This window comes from Algoriphagus antarcticus, assembly GCF_002150685.1.
Classification (GTDB): domain Bacteria; phylum Bacteroidota; class Bacteroidia; order Cytophagales; family Cyclobacteriaceae; genus Algoriphagus; species Algoriphagus antarcticus.
Window position 1 is genome coordinate 236,611 of sequence record NZ_MSSW01000001.1, and the last position, 21,013, is coordinate 257,623.

Below are 21,013 nucleotides of genomic sequence, written 5' to 3' on the forward strand. Positions count from 1 at the left end.
ACTACATATTGAATTCACATTGAAATCAATCCGCCTGAACAAAAGGAATCTATTTTCAATAAATTTTATTTTGAAATTGATCGAATACGGCAGAATTCTGAGTAAACTTCTGAGCAAGACTTTTTCCATTTCGCAGAAAATAAATACATTAGCAAAATTTATTATTTAAGTAGAAGGCATTTTCTAAAAAAAATTAAAGAATACATTAACCCCAAAAGTTATGAATGTAACCTCCATTGACTGGGCGATCATTGCCGCTTTCTTTGTCATATCCCTTTTAATAGGGCTTTATACATCGAAAAAGGCTGGTTCCTCTGCCAAAGAATTTTTTCTATCCGGTAGAAATATGCCGTGGTGGTTACTCGGAGTATCAATGGTAGCAACAACATTCTCTGCGGACACACCAAACTTGGTGACAGATATCGTACGGAAAAATGGTGTAGCCGGTAACTGGGTTTGGTGGGCTTTCTTACTCACGGGTATGTTGACTGTGTTTGTTTATGCCAAACTTTGGAGAAGATCTGAAGTTACAACAGACTTGGAGTTTTATGAATTGCGCTATTCTGGGAAAGGAGCTGCATTTTTGAGAGCATTCCGCGCCATATATTTAGGTGTATTCTTCAACGTCGTGATTATGGCAACAGTATCACTCGCAGCCATCAAAATCGGTGGAGTAATGTTAGGATTAGAGCCTTATGAAACCTTGTTGATTGCTTCTGTGGTTACGGTGATTTATAGTTCTTTGGGAGGATTGAAGGGTGTTTTGCTAACTGATTTCTTCCAATTTTTCATTGCAATGATCGGTGCTTTTGGAGCTGCATATTACATTCTTGACCTTCCGCAGATTGGATCTTTGAATAATCTTTTGACCCATGAGAATGTAGCAGGAAAGCTTAACTTCCTTCCTGATTTCTCAGATCCTAATGCATACATCCCACTTTTCTTGATGCCGATAGCCATTCAATGGTGGGCAACTTGGTATCCAGGTGCTGAGCCTGGAGGCGGAGGATATATTGCACAACGAATGCTTTCCGCTAAGGATGAAAAGAATGCAATTGGAGCTACACTCTTTTTTAATATAGCTCATTATGCCATACGCCCTTGGCCTTGGATTTTGATTGCTTTGGCTTCATTAATTGTTTTTCCTAACGTATCTGATATCTCGGCAGCCTTCCCTAATATTCCTGTAGATAAACTAGGAGACGATTTAGCTTACTCAGCAATGTTGACATTCTTGCCAACTGGCTTAATTGGGATTGTATTAGCTTCCTTGATTGCTGCAGTGATGTCTACACTTTCTACACATCTCAACTGGGGATCTTCATACATCGTGAATGATTTCTACTTGAGGTTCCTAAAGCCTGAAGCTTCAGATAAAGAATTGGTGGCTGTAGGCAGAATCTCCACAGTGGTCTTGATGGCAATGTCTGCTGTACTAGCCTTGGCACTTTCTAGTGCATTAGATGCATTTGAAATCCTACTTCAGATCGGTGCAGGAACAGGTTTGATTTTTATCCTTAGATGGTTTTGGTGGAGAATTAACGCTTATACAGAGATCTCAGCCATGGCTATTTCATTCGTAGTTGCTATTTTCTTCTCAGTCATCAATCCTAAAGTAAACTGGATTATTATTCCCGAAAATCAGGAATACTTGAAGCTTCTATACAGTGTTAGCATTACTACGTTTGGTTGGTTGCTAGTCACCTTCATCACCGCCCCAGAAAAGGATGAGGTATTATTGTCGTTTTACAGAAAAGTAACTCCAGCAGCATTTGGTTGGAAAAAAGTATTGGATAGATATCCTGAGGAGAGACAAGTGATCGGTCAACTTCCTAAAGAAATAGGATTGATGATGATAGGATCTGCCATGGTATATGCTGCCTTGTTCTCTACAGGATTTTTCATCTACGGCAATATGCTAGGTGGAATCATTGCTGGCATCATTGCAATAGTAGGAGGTATCATAATTTTCAGATCTTGGAAAAACCTTAGCTAATCAACAAATTTTACAGAATTCATCAAGTGGACCATGTCCTCCTTGATGAATTCTATTACTGGCGAAAGTGAATCATTTTTCATCGCCGTATTGAAATACAAAGCCCCTCTAAGAAAGTTTTTGGTAGAATCAGTTACAAAAAACTGAAACTGGGTAGGAACTTCACCAGAAAGTTCAGCCACCACTCCAGTGTAACCTTCGGGAGTTAAAAGTACCGCTTCTTCAATGCCATAAGCTTTTATTTGATGCTGTGAAGTTAGTCTGAAGGCATCGCTGGATAACTGTCTAAAATTCACCTTGTCTCCATCAATTCGCTTATAAGTCAAATGTACTTTGGCACCAAAATCTGTATAATTCAAATTGACCCAAGCTTCCTCAGCTATATTGAAAGAATCAGCTTCCACTTTCGAATAACTGGAATAGTCTATCTGATAAGGGTATCCTTCTGAAAGTTTCTCAAAAGAATGAGCAGGTAAATCAATTCGATTATAGCCAGATGGTTTTGGCAAATAAGTCTCATTACAGGCTACCAATCCAACTAAAAACAGACCAATCACTAGATGTTTCCTCATAGTTTAAAATTAGACAAACTGTTTGATTTGATTTGAGAATAATTGAAATTTAACCAGATAACCAACCTCCATTCAAATGAAAAAAGCACTAAACTTCCTTTCTGGCTCCCTGATGGTTGCCATTTTTATGATGGCCTCGATGGCCGTCTCAGCCCAAACTACAAAGGATGAGTTCCTGAGTAAGTGGCAGAATAGTAAGCAATTCACACTAGAGGTACTGGACAAAATGCCAGATTCTGGTATGGATTACAAAACCGATCCCGCGGCAATGTCTTTTAAAGAACAGATTCATCACATTGGAAATGCTATGGTAGGAATTTCCCAAGGGTTCTTAAAAGGTGGAGATCCAGGATTTACCATCGATATTGCTACGGCATCTAAAGCTGATTTGGCTGCCTATGTAGGCAAAAGCTATGACTACGCCACTGCGACTATGAAGGCTCTTTCTGATGCTGATGCAGGGGAGAGTCTTGAAGTATTTGGCAATAATGTAACTAGACGACAAGTAATGGCTTTGCTAATGGATCACTCCACACATCACAGAGGTGCAGCTATTGCTTACCTTAGAACTGAAGGTGTAGAACCACCCGCTTTTGTGGGCTTTTAAGAAATTAATTAAGCATACAAAAACGGCAATGATTGATTTCACTGCCGTTTTTGTTTTGTGGAGATATTACTCTCTGATCCAAGCTACTTTTTCTTCCATATTATCTCTCTTTCCTTCAGGCCAACTATCTGAAGCTGGTTTGGCTACATAGAAAAAACCCATTAACGCATCTTCTCCTTCTAGTCCAAAGTCTTCTCTAGCCTCTTGCCAGAATGTTGGTCCGCCAGTTCCCCAGTAGGCTGCTAATCCATGGGCGGAAGCAGTTAAGTACATGTTTTGGACAGCCATGGAAACTGCTGCAATTTCTTCCATCAAAGGAATGCCTTCTGATCTTTTCAGCATGATCGCTATCATATGAGATGCTTTCAACGGTCCCTGCTTGAACTTCTGAAAGGTTGCCTCCAAAAACGGAGTTCCATTCTTCTCCGCACGAAGCTTATACATGTCCGCCTGATAGTCCGCAAACTTCTTCAAGCCATCTCCAGTGTACACAATAAATCTCCATGGCTGAGTTAATTTATGAGTAGGTGCCCAGCGCGCATTTTCTAAAAGCTCTTCGATAATTGCATCATCTACAGGATCATTTTCTTTGAATTGTGCTGCAAACATGGATCTACGTCCGCGGATAATTTTATTTACTTCTTCGATGTTGAAATCGGGCTTTTGCATAAGATAGGGTAATGTTTAATTCTTGTGTTGAATGTGATTAAGGTATATTAATTGACAAAAGTTTCCTTGATCAAGCTTTTACATTTCTGAACTTCAGATTTACTGAATAATTCAAAAGTTTTTACACTCCAATAGGATAAGGCAGGATAGATCTACTTCGAGACTCACCTGCTTTTTTGCAATAATTCACACTGGTAGATAATCTTCTCTGATAATATAATGCCTCTAAGAACTTCGAAGTTGCTGATTGAGGATTCCAGGTATCATCCTAATTTGTAATCTCGACGGAAAAGCGAATTCCTACTACTTGATGAGTTTTTGTAGAAATTCCCGAATATCCTTTGACAGTGCATCAAAGTCTTCTTGTCTATTATACATCATATGGCCAGCTTCATAATAGTTCATTTGAATTCGCTCTTGAGGAAAATCATGTCTAGCAAAGGTGTATTCTGAATCGAAAAATGGAGTAATCAGATCGTAATAGCCATTGGCGACCATGACTTTCAAAGCAGTATTGCGATGCATCACCTCACTGAGTGATCGAGCAGTACTAACATAACTAGGCTCCCAATACGCTCCATCTGGCACCGGTTTCCAATTCCAAGATCCTCCCGTCCCATATGCTGAACCTAAATAGGCACGATCCATTTTCACTTTCAGATCAGTATAGAGGTAGTTGTTGAATACAGCTGTATAGGCACTTTCAGTCATGTAACTGCTAGCGTCACCAAGGACGGCACTTTCTGAAGCTAGATCAGTCTCTTTCGCTAAAAATCTCCCGTCTAATGTGCCAATTGTTTTACCTTCATTACGAAGCAGTTCTTTTTTAAATCTTTCCATTAGAATTTGATTTTTAGACCGAAGGATATATTTCTTATCCAACCCCGTGAAATAGGCCAATTTTACAGCTATCGCATCTTTTTCAGCTTGGCTTTGTTTTTCGCCTTTAAACAAAGCTTCCAGATATTCACCGTACGCAAAGTCTCTAGCTTCTTTGGTGAAAGCTAACAAGGATTTTCCTTTGCCAGCTTTGCCATGATACCAAGCTGTAGCTGCTTGAGAAGGCAGATAGGTAAAGAATGAGGTCAGATTATCAGCCCATGATGATGATCCTGCATAATCCAAGGCCTGAGAAATCAAAACAATCCCATTTAAAGCCATCGGATTTCCACCTCCTTCGAGTAGTTCAGCAACTTTTGCAGCGCGGGTAGTTCCATAACTTTCTCCAGCAATAAATTTTGGAGCCTGCCATCTTCCGTGTTTAGTTACCCAAGTTTTCATGAATTGAGCAATCGAATTTGCGTCTTCATTCAATCCCAAATAATCTTTGTTTTCACCTTTTCCTAAAACTTGGCTAAATCCTGTTCCTATTGGATCCACAAAAACCAGATCAGTCAAATTCAGCAGTGACTGACTATTTAGCACAAACTGGTATGGGGCACCACCATCATCAACTTTCCCTTCGGAATCAACTTTGACCACCTTAGGTCCGAAAAACCCCACATGCAGCCAGATAGAAGCAGAGCCTGGACCTCCATTGAAAATAAACATTACCGGTCGACTGGAAGAGTTCCCTCCTTCTTTAATATAAGCAGTAGACCAAAGTGCAGCAGTAATCTCTCCATTTGAATCTTTCAAAAAAGTCTCCGATACTATTGCTTTGTAGCTTATTTTTTGCCCTCCAAAAGTACCCGAGTGAGAACTTTCAAATCGCTGAGGTTCACGGTTTTCAAAGCTCTTTTTCTCTTCTTGACCATTAGAGATCAAAGGCAAGCACAAAAACGAACAAAATAAAATAAATCTCAAGATATTTTTCATAGGGATATTGATTGTATTAAATAGCCTACAATTTATAGTATTTCGGGTTTAAGCTAAGCTAAATTCAAAATTTGCAGATGAACCAATCTCAAATTAAAAATCCTCCCCTGCTAAAATCCTTTTACGGATATCAGGATGAAACTTCTCTATAGCATAACTAAGCGCAGTCCTTGGCATGGAGATGTAGTGTTTTTTCAAAAAACCTTTTTCAACTTCAGAATCCTTATTGCCAATTTCTCTTAGCATCCAGCCCACAGCTTTATGGATCAAATCATGCTCGTGATAAAGCAACTTCTCCGCTAGCGCCAACGCATCGTCAAAACGCCCTCGCCTAATCCAGTAATAAGAACTAATGACATAGACTCTTTGCCTCCACAAATGATCAGAATCGGCTAATTTGTAGAAAAGTGATTTGTCTCTATCCAAATAAAAGTGACCTAAAATATGATGGCATGAGCTATCCACCAAGTCCCAATTATTTACAAAATCAAGGTGACTAACTAAAAATCCACCACCTTTCTTTGTTTTACTTCGGTCTTCAATTTCTGGTATCTATATACCAAAATGAACAAGGCTGTCTACCTAACTTCATGAAAGGGGTTTTTCATCAATACGGCAATTTCATCCAAGCGGATATCTGCAAAAACCGTCTTCGCCAACTCCCGTTGCTTCACTTTGATCTCTTGCGCAAAGGCATCCAGAGATGACATCATGAAAAATAAAAAAATAGACAATGGTGTAAATTTGTTCATAATAGATTAATGCGGTTTGTGGAAATTAGATTGATCTCACGTTTAGATTTAAACAATTAATTATCAATCAATTACGATAACGTCTATAATAATTATACCTTAAGCTTGCTTAAAGTTTTGCTTGATTGGCAAAACTTGCCATATGGAAAATTGTCTGGATAATGTAAGATTAGCCTGGTTGAGCGCTGTGTTTACGATATGGGATAGCCCACAATTTATTGATTTACTTATCTTTAAAAATGATTCGATTGATCTTCTCGCTAGGCTGCATGTTAGCCTCTAACCTTGATTGCTCAAGCTCCATCTCCCGAACCATTCAAGACCCGATTCAGAAAAATGATCTCAGTGAATTAACAACTCTTTTCGAAGGTACCGAGCCAAGTGATTCCATAGCTGGAGTGTATATGCTAGAGATGATTAATCTTAGTGAACAGGAAGCCAAGTATGACTTGATGGCTGATCTAGCTATTCGCCTTACTAATCTCCCTTCACCTTCCGTTCAAGCTCCTGACTTGAAAAAGAAAGCCCTTATGAGGGCAATAACTCATGAAAATCAGATAACTAAAACGCAAGACAGAGGAAATCTTCATCTGAAACTGGCAGGCGCCTTTTTCAGTCTAGAGCAATTTGATTCGGCTATTTACGAATATGGTGAGGCCATAGAAAAGTTCAGCGACAAAGATTCTATTTACATCGCAGATTCTTACTTTTTTCGGGCACAGGCAAGGGACTACCAAGGCGATCTTCTCTTAGGAATGCAAGATTATCAAACTGCCCGAGACATCTATCTGGCTCTTGATGATAGGGAATATGTGCATTATGTAGATGGAGGAATGGCTATTTTGTTCATCAAATTTGCCATTTATAACGAAGCCGAAAAAATCCGAAATTCACTTATCTCCACGTACCAAGAAAGTGGAGACTCCTTCTCAGTCGCGATCCAACTTTACAACCAATCCGAAGACTTTGCCAAACAGGGAAGACTCGAAGATCAGCTAGACTATCTAGTTAAAGCAGATTCTTTAACCCCGTTTGATCCGCGGGATTATTACATCGAAAGCATGATTAAACTTTCTCTCAGCAACTATTATGGAGAACAACGAGATGTGGAGAAACAGCAAAAATACTTTGCCCAAGCACAAGAAATGATTTATCATGTGCCTGAAGTAGCTACTACCAATCCTGTATACCTTAATGCAAAAGCCCAGTTAGAATATTCTCAAGGAAATTTTTCGGCGGCTAACCAACTCGCTCAACAATCACTACGGGCGGCAAAAGTGTCCAAAAACATGGATCATTTGATTTCATCTTATCGCTTATTGGGTGACACATATTATGATCTAGGGCAATCTGCCAAAGCGTATGAAGTCCGTCAGGAATTGACTCGCTATACCGACTCTATTTTTGCAGCTAATCAGGCAACTACTTTTTCATATTATCAAACACTCTACGAAACAGAGAGAAAGGAAAAAGAAATCCTGACGAAAACTCAGGAGATCGAATCTATCAACCAGCGTAACAAGGCCAACCTTAGATTTATAGCCATTATTGTCTTTGTGCTGATAGTAGCAGTTTTGTTGATTTTCCTTGGGAAGAATCTAAAGCACGAGAAAAAAAAGAAGGAAATGCAATCGAGGTTTTCGCAAGAACTCCTTAAGAACGAAGAAGCAGAAAGAGTACGAATTTCCAAAGATCTTCACGATGGTTTGGGTCAAAGTTTACTCTTGATCAAAAATAAAGTTGCTTTATCAAAAGACAATTCAACAGGAGAACTTTTAGACACAGCCATCAGTGAACTAAGGTCAATTGCCAGATCGCTTCACCCTATGCAATTAGAAAAACTGGGACTCAGTAAAGCCGCCGAACATCTACTAGATCAGATAGATCGCGAAACGGACATATTTGTGTCCACTGAAATCGAGGAGCTAAAGGGTATCTTAAAAAAAGAACAGGAATTACAACTTTATCGAATCTTGCAGGAATCCATAAATAATGTCCTAAAGCACTCTGAGGCTAGTGCGCTGCGTGTTTTATTCACAAGAATTGAAAAAGGAATAGAATTGAAAATTGAAGACAATGGAAAAGGGTTTGATTTTTCGGAAAAATTGAATGACTTTCAAAGCTTAGGGTTGAAAACACTCAAAGAACGCACAGCTTCCATCCATGGAACTATGAGAGTCAATAGCGAAAAAGGAGTTGGAACAAGTTTAAGTTTTATAGTTTATGTCTAACCAAAAGACCACTGTAATTATTGCAGACGATCACCCAATCCTGCTAAAAGGATTGCATGCTTTCCTCAGCGATCTCGGCTTAGACATCGTAGGTACTGCCAATGAGGGGCAGAGCGCTATAGATCAAATCATCAAGTTCAAGCCCCAACTTGCAATTTTGGACATGGAAATGCCTAATAAGACAGGACTTGAAATAGCTTCGGATTGCAAGAAATTACAACTCACTACCAAAGTCATTCTACTAACGCTTCATAAAGAACTTTACCTCTATCATCAGGCTAAGGAATTGAACCTATCAGGTTATATCCTAAAGGAATTTGCACTCGACGATCTTTCAAAAGCCATTTCAATAGTTTTAGATGGAGGGCAATTTTTTAGCGAAAAGATTTTTGAGGGGATGAAAAGAAACAAATTCGAATCGGATGAAAATCCTTTGACTCCTTCTGAGGTTAAAATCCTCAGACTGATAGCTGGAGGGCTTTCAACCAAAGATATCGCCAATAAACTTTTTATCTCCGAGCGTACTGTGGACAAGCATAGAAGCAATATGATTGTAAAACTGCAGTTGGAGAAAAAGCACAATTCTCTACTGATATGGGCTCAGAAGAATCGTGAGATCATAGATTAACTACATTTTTCTATAGTTAAAAGAGAAATATACGTGTTTATACGTATTGAGTCGCCTTATATTATTGGTTAGATTTGATCTAATATTTTAGCTAACCAACTTTTTGCACAATGAAAATTTCAAGTCTACAAGGGGATTTTAAAATAATCCAAACTATAAAAAATCAAGACGAGTTACTTGTATTAGGAGCTTGGAAGGATCTCGTTAGGTTGTTTGACAGTAACAGGACTTTTCTTGTCAATAAAAATGAATCACTTTTTGGGATTTATCTATGCAAGCAGGAATGTGCTGAATTTATGAACAAAATAATTCAGGAAATTGATTACCATGAGTGGGAGGATTTCAAAATAGAAAAGCCTACCTACCAAAATCAATTCCAAGCGTAAAGGGTGATATTTTTTCAGCAATAAACTTTTAGGGCTGCGCGGATCATACGATCTACGGTTTTTTCAGCTTCTTTATCAAACTCCCCACTCGGACGGTTAGCCACGATTGCATTAAGACTTAGCATGCGGTGATTCAAAAGTTGTCCCATTGCATAATATCCAGCAGTCTCCATCTCGAAATTAGTCATCCTAAGTCCTGCTAATTCTAGATTTGCCAATCGCTCAAACATATTCTCCATCTTTGGTTTCAATCTTATTTCTCTCCCCTGTGGAGCATAAAAACCAGGAGCCGTGAGCGTGACTCCGCGATGAAAATCGGAAGGCAATTTTTCTAAAAGCTTTTTCGAAGCTGATGCCTGATATGGCAAAAAAGTGAGATCGAGTGTATCTTGAACCAATTTCGCCCAGTCCTGATTCCCTTCAAGTTTTGGGTAAAACTGCATCAATGTATCAACTCCCACAGCAATCTCTGAAACCAATAAACTACCAACTGGCAAATCAGTCTGCATACTCCCAGATGTTCCCAAACGGATAATTTCTAAACTCTTTTCTTTTGGCTTAACGGTATGGGTTTTAAGATCCACGTTGACTAAAGAATCCAACTCAGTCATCAAAATCTCTACATTATCGGTCCCCATACCCGTACTCATTACTGTGACACGCTTGCCACGGATTCTTCCAGTATGAGTTACAAATTCTCTCTTACTTACCTTGAAGTCAACTTGATCAAAGTATTTGGATACCATAGAAACTCTGTCAGGATCACCTACGGTAAAAACAAGGGTAGCCAGGTTCTCTGGCTTCAAATGCAAATGATAAATGCTTCCATCAGCATTTAATATCAATTCGGATTCTGGAATTTGTCTGCTCACGCTACAAGTTAAGCATTTGATTTTTCATTGGATTTACGAATCAATCCTTTGTAAGGATTGTAGCCGTTAGTATTTTTCTGGTAATACCCTGTTCCGTCATAGACACGTTTTTCAGGGATTTCCTTGCATTCAGTAGAGCAAGATCCTTCCATTTCCCAACCGCATTCCTCACACATAGCTACATGAGTATTGCAGGTTTGATTGGCACAGTTGATCATACGGTCTGAGGGCTTACCACAAACGTGACAGGTGGAAACAATTTTAGGATTGACCTTATTCACATCCACAGCTATTCTATTGTCAAATACGTAGCATTTTCCTTCGAAATCTTCGCCGCCAGCTTCCATCCCATATTTGATGATCCCGCCGTGAAGTTGATACACATCTTCGAAACCTTGTTCCAATAGGTATGCAGAGGCTTTCTCACACTTAATCCCTCCAGTGCAATAGGTCAGCACTTTCTTGCCTTTCAGATGTTCAAGTTCTTTTACTTTCTCAGGAAAATCACGGAAATTGTCGATATCAAGCGTCAGCGCATTCTTGAAATGCCCTAGTTCATGTTCGTAATTTGAGCGAACATCTAATATTACCACATCTTCCTGATCCTTCAATTGTTTGAATTCCTCAGGGTTGAGATGCTTGCCCGTTTTCACGTTTGGATCAAGATGTCTCAGTGCGCTGTGGACAATCTCAGGCTTATAGCGCACATGGGTTTTGGTAAATGCATGGGTATCATGTGAGTCTATTTTGAACTCAGTCTTTGCAAATCTCGGATCTGCGTGAATATAGGCCATGTATTTGTTGCAGTCTTCGCCCAATCCAGAAACAGTTCCATTCAGCCCTTCGTCAGAGATAATGATGCGGCCTCGAATGTTGTTTTCGATGCAAAAAAGGTGATGCTGCTCACGATATTCCTCAGGATTCTCAATCTGGGCGTAGCAGTAATACAGGAGGATTTGATACTTTTTGTTTTCCATAACTATAGCCCTGTTGCGGCAGGGTGTTTAGGGATTTCGGATTAATGATTTCGGATTTACTATTTCAAAAGGCATAAACAATAAGTTTTACCTCGAAATTCGTAAATCAAAAATCGCAATTCTTATTTAACTTTTGCGGCAGGGTTTCCAAAGACGGTTTCATTCGATCCTACAGTAGAGATTACTACAGATCCTGCTCCAACTCTGGCATTTTTACCAATAGTAACTCCAGAAATGATCGTTGCTCCAGAGCCAATAAAAGCCCCTTCTTCTATCGTCACTTCAGAATTGATCACTGATCCAGCCCCGATTTGTACAAAGTCTCCCAGCTTAGCTTTATGTTCGATAACAGCCGCCGAATTGATAATACAATGACTTCCAATCTCAGCTCCTGCGCCGATGTTCACATTGGCATTGATGAAATTACCATGCCCAATGATGGCATCCGTAGATATGTAAGAACGCAGATGTATCGCGTTCACAGGCTGCACCTTTCGGCGATCATTCAATAGCTCCACCAAGAATTTACGGTATTTGGGATTCTCTTCCGCCACAAACGCCTCTGTTTTCTGACCGATTAATTTCAAGAAACCGTCATCCTCAGGATTTCCAAGTACTGATACTGTGTTGATTTCTGTCCCGTGAATTTTTTCGTCCTCATCCAAGAATCCAAAAACAACCACATTGTTACTATTGAATATCTCAAGTGCGGAATGGGCGATGCCTTTTGCTCCAAAAATTATAACTGGTTTTTCCATAGTTTTCTTCAATTCAGGCTGCAAAAATACAGGAATTCACCGGCTTACCCAAAAATCATTTGGATTCTGATTTGATGAGCACTTGCGCGATTTTGCATTGAAGGCACTTCTTAGGTTGGCAATAATTTTTAAAGAGCCCGATCATTCCCTGGGTATCGAATCCATTTTCCGCAGGCCAACCATGGGATTGAAATCGGCGAATGATATGATTATTCTCCGCAGAAATCTCCTGCAGGAGATCAAAACACCGCTCTTGCCAGTCAGGCTCCTCGAAATACCGTCCATAAGCAAACCAAAGCGGAATTACGTAGTTGATCACCAAAAGCTCTAATGCCGTACTGGAAACCCCTGAATTCGATGGTCTTTCTGAAGGCTTCCCAAAACTGTAGTGATACTGCCAGTAATCACTTGGCTTCACTTTCAGCAGCTTTTTGAAACTTGGTAAGTCATGGGAATCCTGCATCACTGACTGAAGTAAATTAGGCGCGTTGGATAAAATCGCTGCCAACTGAGCAATTCTTACCGTAGGAAAATTACTTGGTCTTACCCCCATAAAAGTCCAATGCTGCCGTTTCATTGGCATGTCCCAATTGTATTTCCTTCTGTAAAAATCATATTCTCTAATCAAATGCTGCACATACGGCTCTTCCGAATCCTCTGGCAATAAGCCCGCTTGTCCTAAAAGAATAGCTTCTAATACTGGCAATTGATCTCTATGTTTTTGCAAAATTCTGTAAGGAACCAAAGATGCCAATTCCCCCATGGCTTGACTATTAGCTTTGAAGCCAAAGCAAGTGAACAGCCAACGATAGGCCGTTTCCTCCCAATCATCCGTAGTGGATCTGAGAATTTCTAAAATCAAGTTAGACTTTTCCTGAAGTCTTTCTACTAACGCTTTTTCCAATGCAGAAAACCGCACAATTTCTGGCGCATCCTTTAGTCCATGAGCACAGGGCAAAACAGACTTGTAATCCAGCATCCGCTCATAATTTCTCCAGATATCCAAAAAAATCAATCCTTTCAGCTCCAATGTCGGCATGGCCGTTCCATCATTGCGAAGGACTTCCTGATCATCTTCCCAAACCACGTGAAGAACTACAGAGTTATAAGCAGGATTACCTCCATGTGCGTGTTGCTTCCATTCACTGGCCAATCTATGCACCTCCACATGACCATGAAGGATTACGTTGTCAATGACCACCACCGAATCCCTGAAGTCTGGCCCCTCGCTTTGATTATGAAATCCTACCTGGATTATTTTTAATTCATCTCCAGCAGCAGTGCGAAGTTTCGCTTTTTCGAAATACTGGTATTTCCATACGAGCTGTAAAAAGTCTTCCTTGAAAGTCATAAAAGTATAGGTTAAAAGTCAAGTGAATTTAACCAAAAACTAAAAAACAAAAAAGCCAGTAAACCCTGGCTTTCAAAATATTAGCCACTTAAATGTTTGATCAAAGATACTTCTCCAGCAAACTCTTCATTTCCTCTTGCAATTTCTTCGCTTCTTGCCTCGCTGCTTTCGCAAAGTCTTTTCCGTCAGAAGCATAAATAATCCCTCGGCTGGAATTCACCATAAGCCCGCAGCTTGAGTTCATCCCATATTTAGCAACATCGGCTAAACTCCCTCCCTGCGCTCCTACACCAGGAACTAGGAAAAAATGGTCAGGCACCAATTTCCTTACCTCAGCGATCAATTCTCCGCGAGTAGCACCTACCACGTACATCAAGTTTTCTGGAGAACCCCATTTTTGGCTTTTCTCTAGAACTGATTGATACAGCGGCTTACCATTTTCATCCTTGATCAACTGAAAATCCATGGAGCCAGCATTAGAAGTCAAGGCCAACAGGATCACCCATTTGTCCTCAAACTCCAAAAATGGTGTCACACTATCTGCTCCCATGTATGGAGCGACCGTCACAGAATCGAAGTCCATTTGCTCAAAAAAAGCTTTCGCATAGAGTTTAGAGGTATTTCCTATGTCCCCACGCTTGGCATCTGCAATCGTGAAAATCTCTCGTGGGATGATCTCATTGACTTTCTGAAGTGTCTCCCAACCGGTTGGCCCCAATGCTTCGAAAAAGGCAATATTAGGCTTGTAAGCCACTGCATAATCAGCAGTTTCTTCAATAATCTCTCTGCAAAAGCTGAAAATCGGATCAGGCTCGCTTTTCAGATGAGCAGGAATCTTCGCTAGATCTGCATCAAGACCTACGCATAAGAAGGATGATTTTTTCTGGATTTGAGAGAAAAGCTCCGCTCTAGTCATGGATTATAGAATTTTGACAAAGGTAGGGAAAATGAGTTTTTAGGGTTTCCTAACTTGCCTTTAGTTTCAACATAAAGTCTTTCAAGCCAATTGCGACTGTTCCAGAACCGATTGGAAAGGTATCAGTTCCTGCATAAACAAAATATTTTTGGCTTGCTTGAATGTCTTCTACCGCATTTAGAAATCCCTTGGAAAGCTTTGGACTCAACGTGCGCTTGATTTCTATTGCCCAAATCTCTCCATTCAGACTCAGAACCAAGTCAAGTTCTGCACCCCCACTTGTCCGATAAAAACCATATTCCGCACCTTTTGGTAAAACAGAAAGTATATTTTCGATAATAAACCCCTCCCAACTTCCTCCTACCACTGGGTGTCCCAACAAATCATCCAGTTTGGTCAAATTCAATAAAGCATGCGTAATACCAGAATCCCTGATATAGATTTTGGGGGCTTTCACCAGACGCTTACCTACATTCACCAACCAAGGTCGGAGGGAACGAATCAGTAAAAGACCCTCCAACATTTCCACGTAGCCTTTCACAGTAGGTGAAGTCAAATCTAGGCTCGTCCCAAGTTTGGATAGATTGATCAGCTGACCCTGCTGATGAGCAAGCATGGTCCAAAGACGGCGGAGACGATTGGCGGGAACAAATTGCGCGATCTGCGGAATGTCCCTTTCCAAATAAGTTGTGATGAAATTCCCCCTCCATGTCATGCTGGATTTATCTGTGTTCGCTAGAAAACTATCTGGAAAACCTCCGCGCAGCCATATCTTATCCAAATGTCCTTCAATAGAATCCACCTCCAGCACGTTGAACCCAGGAAGTTCTTCATAAGCGATTCTTCCTGCAAGTGTTTCGGAAGATTGTCGTATCAAATCCAAAGATGCAGAACCTAAGATCAAAAATTGACAGGAGCGTATGCCCTTCTTTCTTCTTCTATCTATCACACCTCGCAATAGCGGAAACAGATCAGGCATTCGCTGGATCTCATCCAAAATGATCAAACGTCCTTCGTGAAGATCAAGATACTGTTCCGGTTCAGTAAGCTTACTTCGGTCTGATGGACTTTCCAAATCCAGATAAATTGACTGGGGATCGATGATTTCTACGAGCTCCTGCGCCAAGGTAGTTTTACCTACTTGACGAGGTCCAAGAATAGCTATTGCCGGAAAATCAGGCATCAATTCTTGTAGTTTCAAAGTCAAATCTCGTATAATCATCCTTGCAAATTTTAAATTTGATTTTAAATTTGCAAGGATGATTTTTATTTATTTCATTGAAATAGAGCAAATTAACTATTTTTCATCAAAATCAATTCGAACACTAGATCCAATCAATGAAACTAATGCTGAAATCAAGAAAAAGATCAAGCTGAAAGCGACTGCAATAGCCTCGTCAATTCCCGCATATGTATGCGCATAGATGAAGACCAACTCACGAGCTCCGACTCCACCGATAGTCAAAGGCAAAACTGCAACGATAGAGGAAAGCAGGAAAACCAGCTGATAGGCTAGGAAATTCTCTGTCACACCAAGGCTTTTTAAAATAAACCAAGCACATACCAACTGAGCTACTTGACCAGCCATCGACCAACCATTTGCTTTCCAAAAAGATGGGAGAAATGCTTTAAATAGTAACTTCTGCATCTGATAAAAAACCGGAAACACCAGCAAAGCCGATATTCCCACCAACAACTCCCAGGGAATTTGCGAAGCAAAAGGCAAGGTCAAATCCACGGGAAGAATCAACGTTAGCAACAAAAAAACAATTGCTACCAGACCACCCAATCTATCCAAAAGAGAAGCCTTTACCAGAGATTTGACCGGAGTTTGAAAATGCTTATTCAGCAAATACACTTTGTAGCCATCGCCTCCGATCCCTCCAGGGAGAAAAAGGTTGTAAAACATTCCGACCAGGTAAAGCTTGATATTAAGCTTTTCGGAGATATTCAGATTGATATTTTTGAAATAAAGATTTAGCCGAAAGGCGGTAAACATCTTACTCAATAAAAAAAGTATCCCTGCAGGAATGAGCCAAATCCAATGAATGGTCTTGGTGATTTGCCATAGTTGGCCTGTATCCATTTTTCGAAAAACCAGAAAGAGAGCCAAACCGGTTAAAACCAATTTTAAGGCAGTCGTTAATTTCTTCTTAAAAGAACTCTCTGTTTTAGCCAAAATTCAATTGCTATTTGAAAAACTACTTAACCACAATCTACTTCTTACTGCACCCTGATTACTGGGTTCAGCACTCCTTGATAGACAGATTTGATGGTATAGGTAGTCTTATCTTGAGATTCAAAGTATGTCCGGACAATTATCTCCGCGATAATGCCTGTAGTGATAAACTGAATCCCACCCAAAACCAAGATAAATCCAAGAATCATAATCGGTCTTCCCCAGATATCCTCTCCCATAATTTTCAGAACGAGCAAGTAAATACTGATCAAAAAACCAATCAAAAATGAGATAATGCCTATCCCCCCAAATAAGTGAATTGGTCGCTGGAAGTACTTTTGAAAAAACAGCATCAGGATCAAATCCGACATTACTTTAAATGTACGGCTCAAGCCATACTTTGACTCACCATGAATTCGCGGATGATGCTTCACATCCATTTCGGTCATTTTTGCGCCTTGCTGCTTTGCCAGAACAGGTATAAATCGATGCAATTCACCATAAAGACCCATTCCCTGAGCGATCCCTGCCTTGTATACTCTAAGCGTACAACCGTAATCTTTTAGATACACTTTGGTTGTATTTCTAATTACCCAATTGGCAATTTTACTCGGGATTTTACGAAGTACAAACCCGTCTTTTCTATTCGCTCTGCGGCCTGCTACCACATCCCATTCTTCATCTATTGCTTTTTGCAGCATCACAGGAATATCTGTCGGATCATTTTGCAAATCCCCATCCATGGTAGCAATGTATTCGCCCTTAGCCATATCGATTCCTGCTGCAAGCGCAGTAGTCTGCCCAAAATTTCTGTTGAAAATAATCAGCTTTGTACGGCTGTTAGCATACTTTTTCACTTCATCCACAGTCCTATCCGTAGAACCATCTTCAATCAAAATCACTTCATAATCGATTTCTTCCAGAGCTAAATAGGTTGCTTCCAAAAGAGGCTGAATATTATCCTCTTCGTTATAAACAGTGATTACTACAGACAAAAGGGGCTTGCTCATGGGCTAAAATTTGGTCAAAAATAGAGTATTTAAATTGCCAGCACAAAAACCTTGAATTTCAGAAGATTCCTATTTGTGGTTATTTCAATACGTGATAGGGACATAGGGCTCAAATAATTGCAGATTTTCCCAGATTTGGATTTTGACTTTTCGGATAGGAAGATCCTGATAAATAGGCGTATATGTTTCCTCGTATATTAATTTCTCAAAACGCGCCCTGTCTTCCAGTGATTCATGACTCCAGCTTACAAATACCCCTATATTCTCCCCGTTGACAAACTGGCTCATGTCATCCCATAGGTCAAATTGATTTTTTCTGGAGCCCATATTAAGGACATAGGTCTGGGGTTTGTCTGCAAGGAAAAAAGACATTTCTGAAGCAGTATGGTAGGAATCGGAGAAGAAAAACTCCTTTTCCAACCTTAGGCTATCCCTGAGAAAATCTATTCTATTCGCAAGCATTTCATGTCCGAGCATTCTCGACAGAGCCTTCTGTTCTCCTTTTTTGATGGGTTCTATTGATTTCAGAAAAGTAAAATCCGGAAGCAGAAATACCAATGGTATCCCAATACTGAGCCCAATCCCCCAATTGCGAAGTCTAATCCACCCCTTAGATTGAGCTACTATCCATTGCCCCAAAACTATTGCGAAGCCAGAGTAAGCAAAAATAGGCCAATTCACTTCTACTCTTTTCATCAAACTAAGCCCTGCAAAAGCTATGAAAGTCAACAACCCTGGCAAAATCAGATAAATGGAAGTATTGTCTTTAGTCTTAAAAATAGCCCTGAAAGCAAAAAACCAAGCTGGCAACAAAAAAACGGATATAATTGCCAACTGTCCGCTCCAATATTCTAAAAACCATTTGAAAGAATTAACTGGCGAGAAAGATTTAGAACCACTTCCGCCCAGCGCTGCCAGATGCTTGAAGGTATCAAAGTCATTTTGCCAATTCCATATCAAAGCCGGGACGAAACCTACCAAACTCACCAAGGCAAAAAGCAGGAAATTTCTACGATGAATCTTCCAACTTGCTGTGTAAAACAAGAATAGAAGCAGCACAGGGAAAATTAAAATCGCTACGACTTTTGCCATTACTGCTAAAGCTGTAGCCAATCCTGCCAAAATCCACCAGAACACCTTATGCTCAGTAATGCCTCGATACGCCAAATAAACACTAAGTATCCAAAAAAATGTAAGTGAACTGTCGGTCATGTGAAATGTAGACGCAAGCCACCAGACAGGCATAGCATTTAGAATCATTGCAGACCAAAACCCGACTCTCTTTCCATACAGATACGAACCAAAAACAAAGGTCACCCAAGAAATCCCAACTCCCATTAAAATCGCGTTGATCCTCACACCTATCTCGGTATTACCTAGAACGGCAGTACTCAAATAATTGAGCACAGCGACCAGAGGTGGCTTAGAATAATAATGCCAGGCCATATTCTGGGACCAAAGCCAATATTGCGCTTCTTCAGTGAATAGGTCTATCTCAGGCCTTAGGGTAAACAAAATCTTGGCGATGACCAAACCAATTGTGACCAGCCAAAAGTAAAGTGTGTAATTGGGAGACTTCTGCATAAAGTATTGTATCAAAAAAAACACCCCCCAGAAACTGAGAGGTGCTACAAAACTAATGTCCTTAGCCGTTACTGTTTAGCCAGCACCACTTTTTCTTTGTATTTTTTGATTTGACGTCTCAATCCTTCTAGAGCATCATCGGAAGCCGCCTCGAAAGAATCAGCCTGATTCTTAGCGAAGAATTGCTTACCTGGTACATTCAGTTTGATTTCTACGATTTTATTGGCGTTGTTGTCATTTTTGTCGAGCCTCAAAAAAACCTCTCCGTCTATGATTTGGTCATAGTAAGTATCCAGTTTGTCAGCTTTTTTTTGAATAAAGTCGATCAATTTGCGATCGGCGTCAAAATGGATGGAGTGCATCTGCAGTTTCATATTGATTTGCATTTAGTGGTGAACAAATAATTAAATTTATGCTTTCGGATGTGCCTGTTCGAACACAGCCTTAAGTTTTTCCATGGAATTGTGCGTGTACACCTGAGTGGCCGCTAGATTTGCATGACCTAGCAAGTCTTTGACAGCATTCAGATCAGCACCTTTATTGAGGAGATGAGTAGCAAAAGTATGTCTCAGCACATGTGGACTACGCTTCGAAGTCTGCGCGAAAAGATCTAAATAGTGCCTGACGATACGAAAAATCATCATAGGGTAACTTTGCTTTTGTTGATTGCTGACAATAAAATAGTCACTTTGAACAACTTTAGAAAACCTTTCCTCAAATACTTTTTTGTACAGCAAAATATTCTGTTTTAAGCCTTTTGTAATAGGAATTATTCTTTCCTTTTTCCTCTTTCCCAGCACCTTTACCGAATCCTCTATTAGATTAATGTCCGACCATTGTAACCCAATCAATTCTGAAAGCCTGACACCGGTGAGGTAAAGAAACTCCATCACCATTTTGTCACGCTGTCCATCGAATGTCGATTCATAAACGGTTTCATTAAGAACGGATTCTATAGCCGATTCCTGTACAAATTCAGGAAGTTTTTTCGGATTTTTAAGACCTTTTAACTTATACGTTGGATCAGCGGAAATGATTCTTGATCTCAGCAAAAACTTGTAATAGGACCGTAGCGTTGCGATTTTACGATTGACCGAAGTAGTACTTAACCCGCTTTCTACCAGATCAATCACCCATGAACGGAGCTCGGGATGCTTGGCCTCCGTTATATCACTCATTTCGAAAGAAAGAGCCGTAAATTCTTCAAATTGTCCCAAGTCAGAGCGGTAAGCATCGACTGTATGTGGACTGGCCTTTTTCTCAAACTCTAGGTAATTGATGAAAGAATCGATCATATGTTATGTAACTCAATAGATAAGTTAGGAGAAAAAATGAGATTAATAGCTGATCGAAATTACAAAAGGACATAAAAAAAAACGCACCTGCCTGAAGACAAGTGCGTTTGATATCTGAAGATCAAAACTGATTACTTCGCTGCTTCTTCTTGAAGATGCTGCTTGTAAGCCGCTTTGATTACTTGTGCTCTTCTTTTGATGGAAGGCTTAACGAAAGCTTGTCTCGCACGAAGTTCACGGACTGCACCAGTCTTGTCAAACTTCTTTTTGAAACGCTTTAGCGCTTTCTCGATTGATTCGTTCTCTTTTACGTTAACTATGATCATATCTATACACCCCCTTTCGTGGGCACAAAGGTAGGATATATTTCTGTAGATCAATAAAAGAATACAGAATTTCCATTTTATGAGGC

Annotated in this window: 22 protein-coding genes; 5 read left to right on the forward strand and 17 right to left on the reverse strand. The window is 40.1% G+C overall.

The window, feature by feature from the left end; genetic code table 11:
• Positions 1–220: 220 nt before the first annotated feature.
• Complete coding sequence (locus BVH04_RS00995) at positions 221–1,996, forward strand: sodium:solute symporter family protein (RefSeq protein ID WP_086539467.1); 1,776 nt, start codon at positions 221–223, stop codon at positions 1,994–1,996.
• On the opposite strand, the gene gldD is transcribed toward BVH04_RS00995, so the two are convergent.
• Positions 1,993–2,568, reverse strand: a complete 576-nt coding sequence (gldD, locus tag BVH04_RS01000) for a gliding motility lipoprotein GldD (protein ID WP_086539468.1) — start codon at positions 2,566–2,568, stop codon at positions 1,993–1,995. The two genes, BVH04_RS00995 and gldD, sit on opposite strands and share 4 nt — an antisense overlap.
• Positions 2,569–2,644: 76 nt before the next feature.
• Here gldD and BVH04_RS01005 point away from each other — a divergent pair, with 76 nt between their 5' ends.
• Entirely contained in the window at positions 2,645–3,175 is a 531-nt protein-coding gene (locus tag BVH04_RS01005) for a DinB family protein (RefSeq protein WP_086539469.1), read from the forward strand.
• 66 nt (positions 3,176–3,241) lie between these two features.
• On the opposite strand, the gene BVH04_RS01010 is transcribed toward BVH04_RS01005, so the two are convergent.
• The 4 genes from BVH04_RS01010 to BVH04_RS25340 all read right to left on the reverse strand — a co-directional run bounded on the left by BVH04_RS01010 (position 3,242) and on the right by BVH04_RS25340 (position 6,414).
• A complete protein-coding gene (locus tag BVH04_RS01010) occupies positions 3,242–3,844 on the reverse strand; it encodes a nitroreductase family protein (protein WP_086539470.1) in 603 nt (200 codons plus the stop codon).
• Positions 3,845–4,147: 303 nt separating this feature from the next.
• On the reverse strand, positions 4,148–5,662 hold the full coding sequence (locus BVH04_RS01015) for a S10 family peptidase (RefSeq protein ID WP_086539471.1): 1,515 nt from the start codon (positions 5,660–5,662) through the stop codon (positions 4,148–4,150).
• 93 nt (positions 5,663–5,755) lie between these two features.
• Complete coding sequence (locus BVH04_RS01020) at positions 5,756–6,127, reverse strand: DNA alkylation repair protein (protein ID WP_240510784.1); 372 nt, start codon at positions 6,125–6,127, stop codon at positions 5,756–5,758.
• 113 nt (positions 6,128–6,240) lie between these two features.
• Complete coding sequence (locus BVH04_RS25340; RefSeq protein ID WP_169714334.1) at positions 6,241–6,414, reverse strand: hypothetical protein; 174 nt, start codon at positions 6,412–6,414, stop codon at positions 6,241–6,243.
• Positions 6,415–6,653: 239 nt separating this feature from the next.
• On the opposite strand from BVH04_RS25340, the gene BVH04_RS01025 reads away from it, so the two are divergent.
• The 3 genes from BVH04_RS01025 to BVH04_RS01035 all read left to right on the forward strand — a co-directional run bounded on the left by BVH04_RS01025 (position 6,654) and on the right by BVH04_RS01035 (position 9,659).
• Positions 6,654–8,645, forward strand: a complete 1,992-nt coding sequence (locus BVH04_RS01025) for a tetratricopeptide repeat-containing sensor histidine kinase (protein WP_086539473.1) — start codon at positions 6,654–6,656, stop codon at positions 8,643–8,645.
• A complete protein-coding gene (locus BVH04_RS01030) occupies positions 8,638–9,273 on the forward strand; it encodes a response regulator transcription factor (RefSeq protein ID WP_086539474.1) in 636 nt (211 codons plus the stop codon). Before BVH04_RS01025 ends, BVH04_RS01030 begins: the two co-directional genes overlap by 8 nt.
• Before the next feature lie 110 nt (positions 9,274–9,383).
• Entirely contained in the window at positions 9,384–9,659 is a 276-nt protein-coding gene (locus BVH04_RS01035) for a hypothetical protein (protein ID WP_086539475.1), read from the forward strand.
• A gap of 14 nt (positions 9,660–9,673) precedes the next feature.
• Here the strand turns inward: BVH04_RS01035 and BVH04_RS01040 are convergent, their stop codons facing one another.
• The 12 genes from BVH04_RS01040 to rpsU form a co-directional block, all read right to left on the reverse strand.
• A complete protein-coding gene (locus BVH04_RS01040; RefSeq protein WP_086539476.1) occupies positions 9,674–10,531 on the reverse strand; it encodes a nucleoside phosphorylase in 858 nt (285 codons plus the stop codon).
• 8 nt (positions 10,532–10,539) lie between these two features.
• On the reverse strand, positions 10,540–11,508 hold the full coding sequence (gene trhO, locus BVH04_RS01045; protein WP_086539477.1) for an oxygen-dependent tRNA uridine(34) hydroxylase TrhO: 969 nt from the start codon (positions 11,506–11,508) through the stop codon (positions 10,540–10,542).
• Positions 11,509–11,630: 122 nt separating this feature from the next.
• On the reverse strand, positions 11,631–12,266 hold the full coding sequence (locus BVH04_RS01050; RefSeq protein WP_086539509.1) for an acetyltransferase: 636 nt from the start codon (positions 12,264–12,266) through the stop codon (positions 11,631–11,633).
• A gap of 55 nt (positions 12,267–12,321) precedes the next feature.
• Entirely contained in the window at positions 12,322–13,617 is a 1,296-nt protein-coding gene (locus tag BVH04_RS01055) for a DUF2851 family protein (RefSeq protein WP_086539478.1), read from the reverse strand.
• A 100-nt stretch (positions 13,618–13,717) separates the two neighbouring features.
• On the reverse strand, positions 13,718–14,533 hold the full coding sequence (gene pyrF / locus BVH04_RS01060; RefSeq protein WP_086539479.1) for an orotidine-5'-phosphate decarboxylase: 816 nt from the start codon (positions 14,531–14,533) through the stop codon (positions 13,718–13,720).
• A gap of 49 nt (positions 14,534–14,582) precedes the next feature.
• Positions 14,583–15,755 (reverse strand): ATP-binding protein, encoded by a 1,173-nt coding sequence (locus BVH04_RS01065; RefSeq protein WP_086539480.1) that lies wholly within the window; start codon positions 15,753–15,755, stop codon positions 14,583–14,585.
• 75 nt (positions 15,756–15,830) lie between these two features.
• Positions 15,831–16,712, reverse strand: coding sequence for a lysylphosphatidylglycerol synthase transmembrane domain-containing protein (locus tag BVH04_RS01070; RefSeq protein WP_086539481.1), 882 nt, complete (start codon positions 16,710–16,712; stop codon positions 15,831–15,833).
• 44 nt (positions 16,713–16,756) lie between these two features.
• The gene (locus tag BVH04_RS01075) at positions 16,757–17,722 is read right to left on the reverse strand and encodes a glycosyltransferase family 2 protein (protein ID WP_086539482.1); all 966 of its coding nucleotides are present in this window, start codon (positions 17,720–17,722) and stop codon (positions 16,757–16,759) included.
• Positions 17,723–17,806: 84 nt separating this feature from the next.
• Positions 17,807–19,306, reverse strand: a complete 1,500-nt coding sequence (locus tag BVH04_RS01080; RefSeq protein ID WP_086539483.1) for an ArnT family glycosyltransferase — start codon at positions 19,304–19,306, stop codon at positions 17,807–17,809.
• A 68-nt stretch (positions 19,307–19,374) separates the two neighbouring features.
• Positions 19,375–19,680, reverse strand: a complete 306-nt coding sequence (gene hpf / locus BVH04_RS01085) for a ribosome hibernation-promoting factor, HPF/YfiA family (protein WP_086539510.1) — start codon at positions 19,678–19,680, stop codon at positions 19,375–19,377.
• 36 nt (positions 19,681–19,716) lie between these two features.
• The gene (locus BVH04_RS01090; protein WP_086539484.1) at positions 19,717–20,601 is read right to left on the reverse strand and encodes a tyrosine-type recombinase/integrase; all 885 of its coding nucleotides are present in this window, start codon (positions 20,599–20,601) and stop codon (positions 19,717–19,719) included.
• Between the two features lie 131 nt (positions 20,602–20,732).
• Positions 20,733–20,927, reverse strand: coding sequence for a 30S ribosomal protein S21 (gene rpsU / locus BVH04_RS01095; protein ID WP_086539485.1), 195 nt, complete (start codon positions 20,925–20,927; stop codon positions 20,733–20,735).
• Between the last annotated feature and the right edge of the window lie 86 nt (positions 20,928–21,013).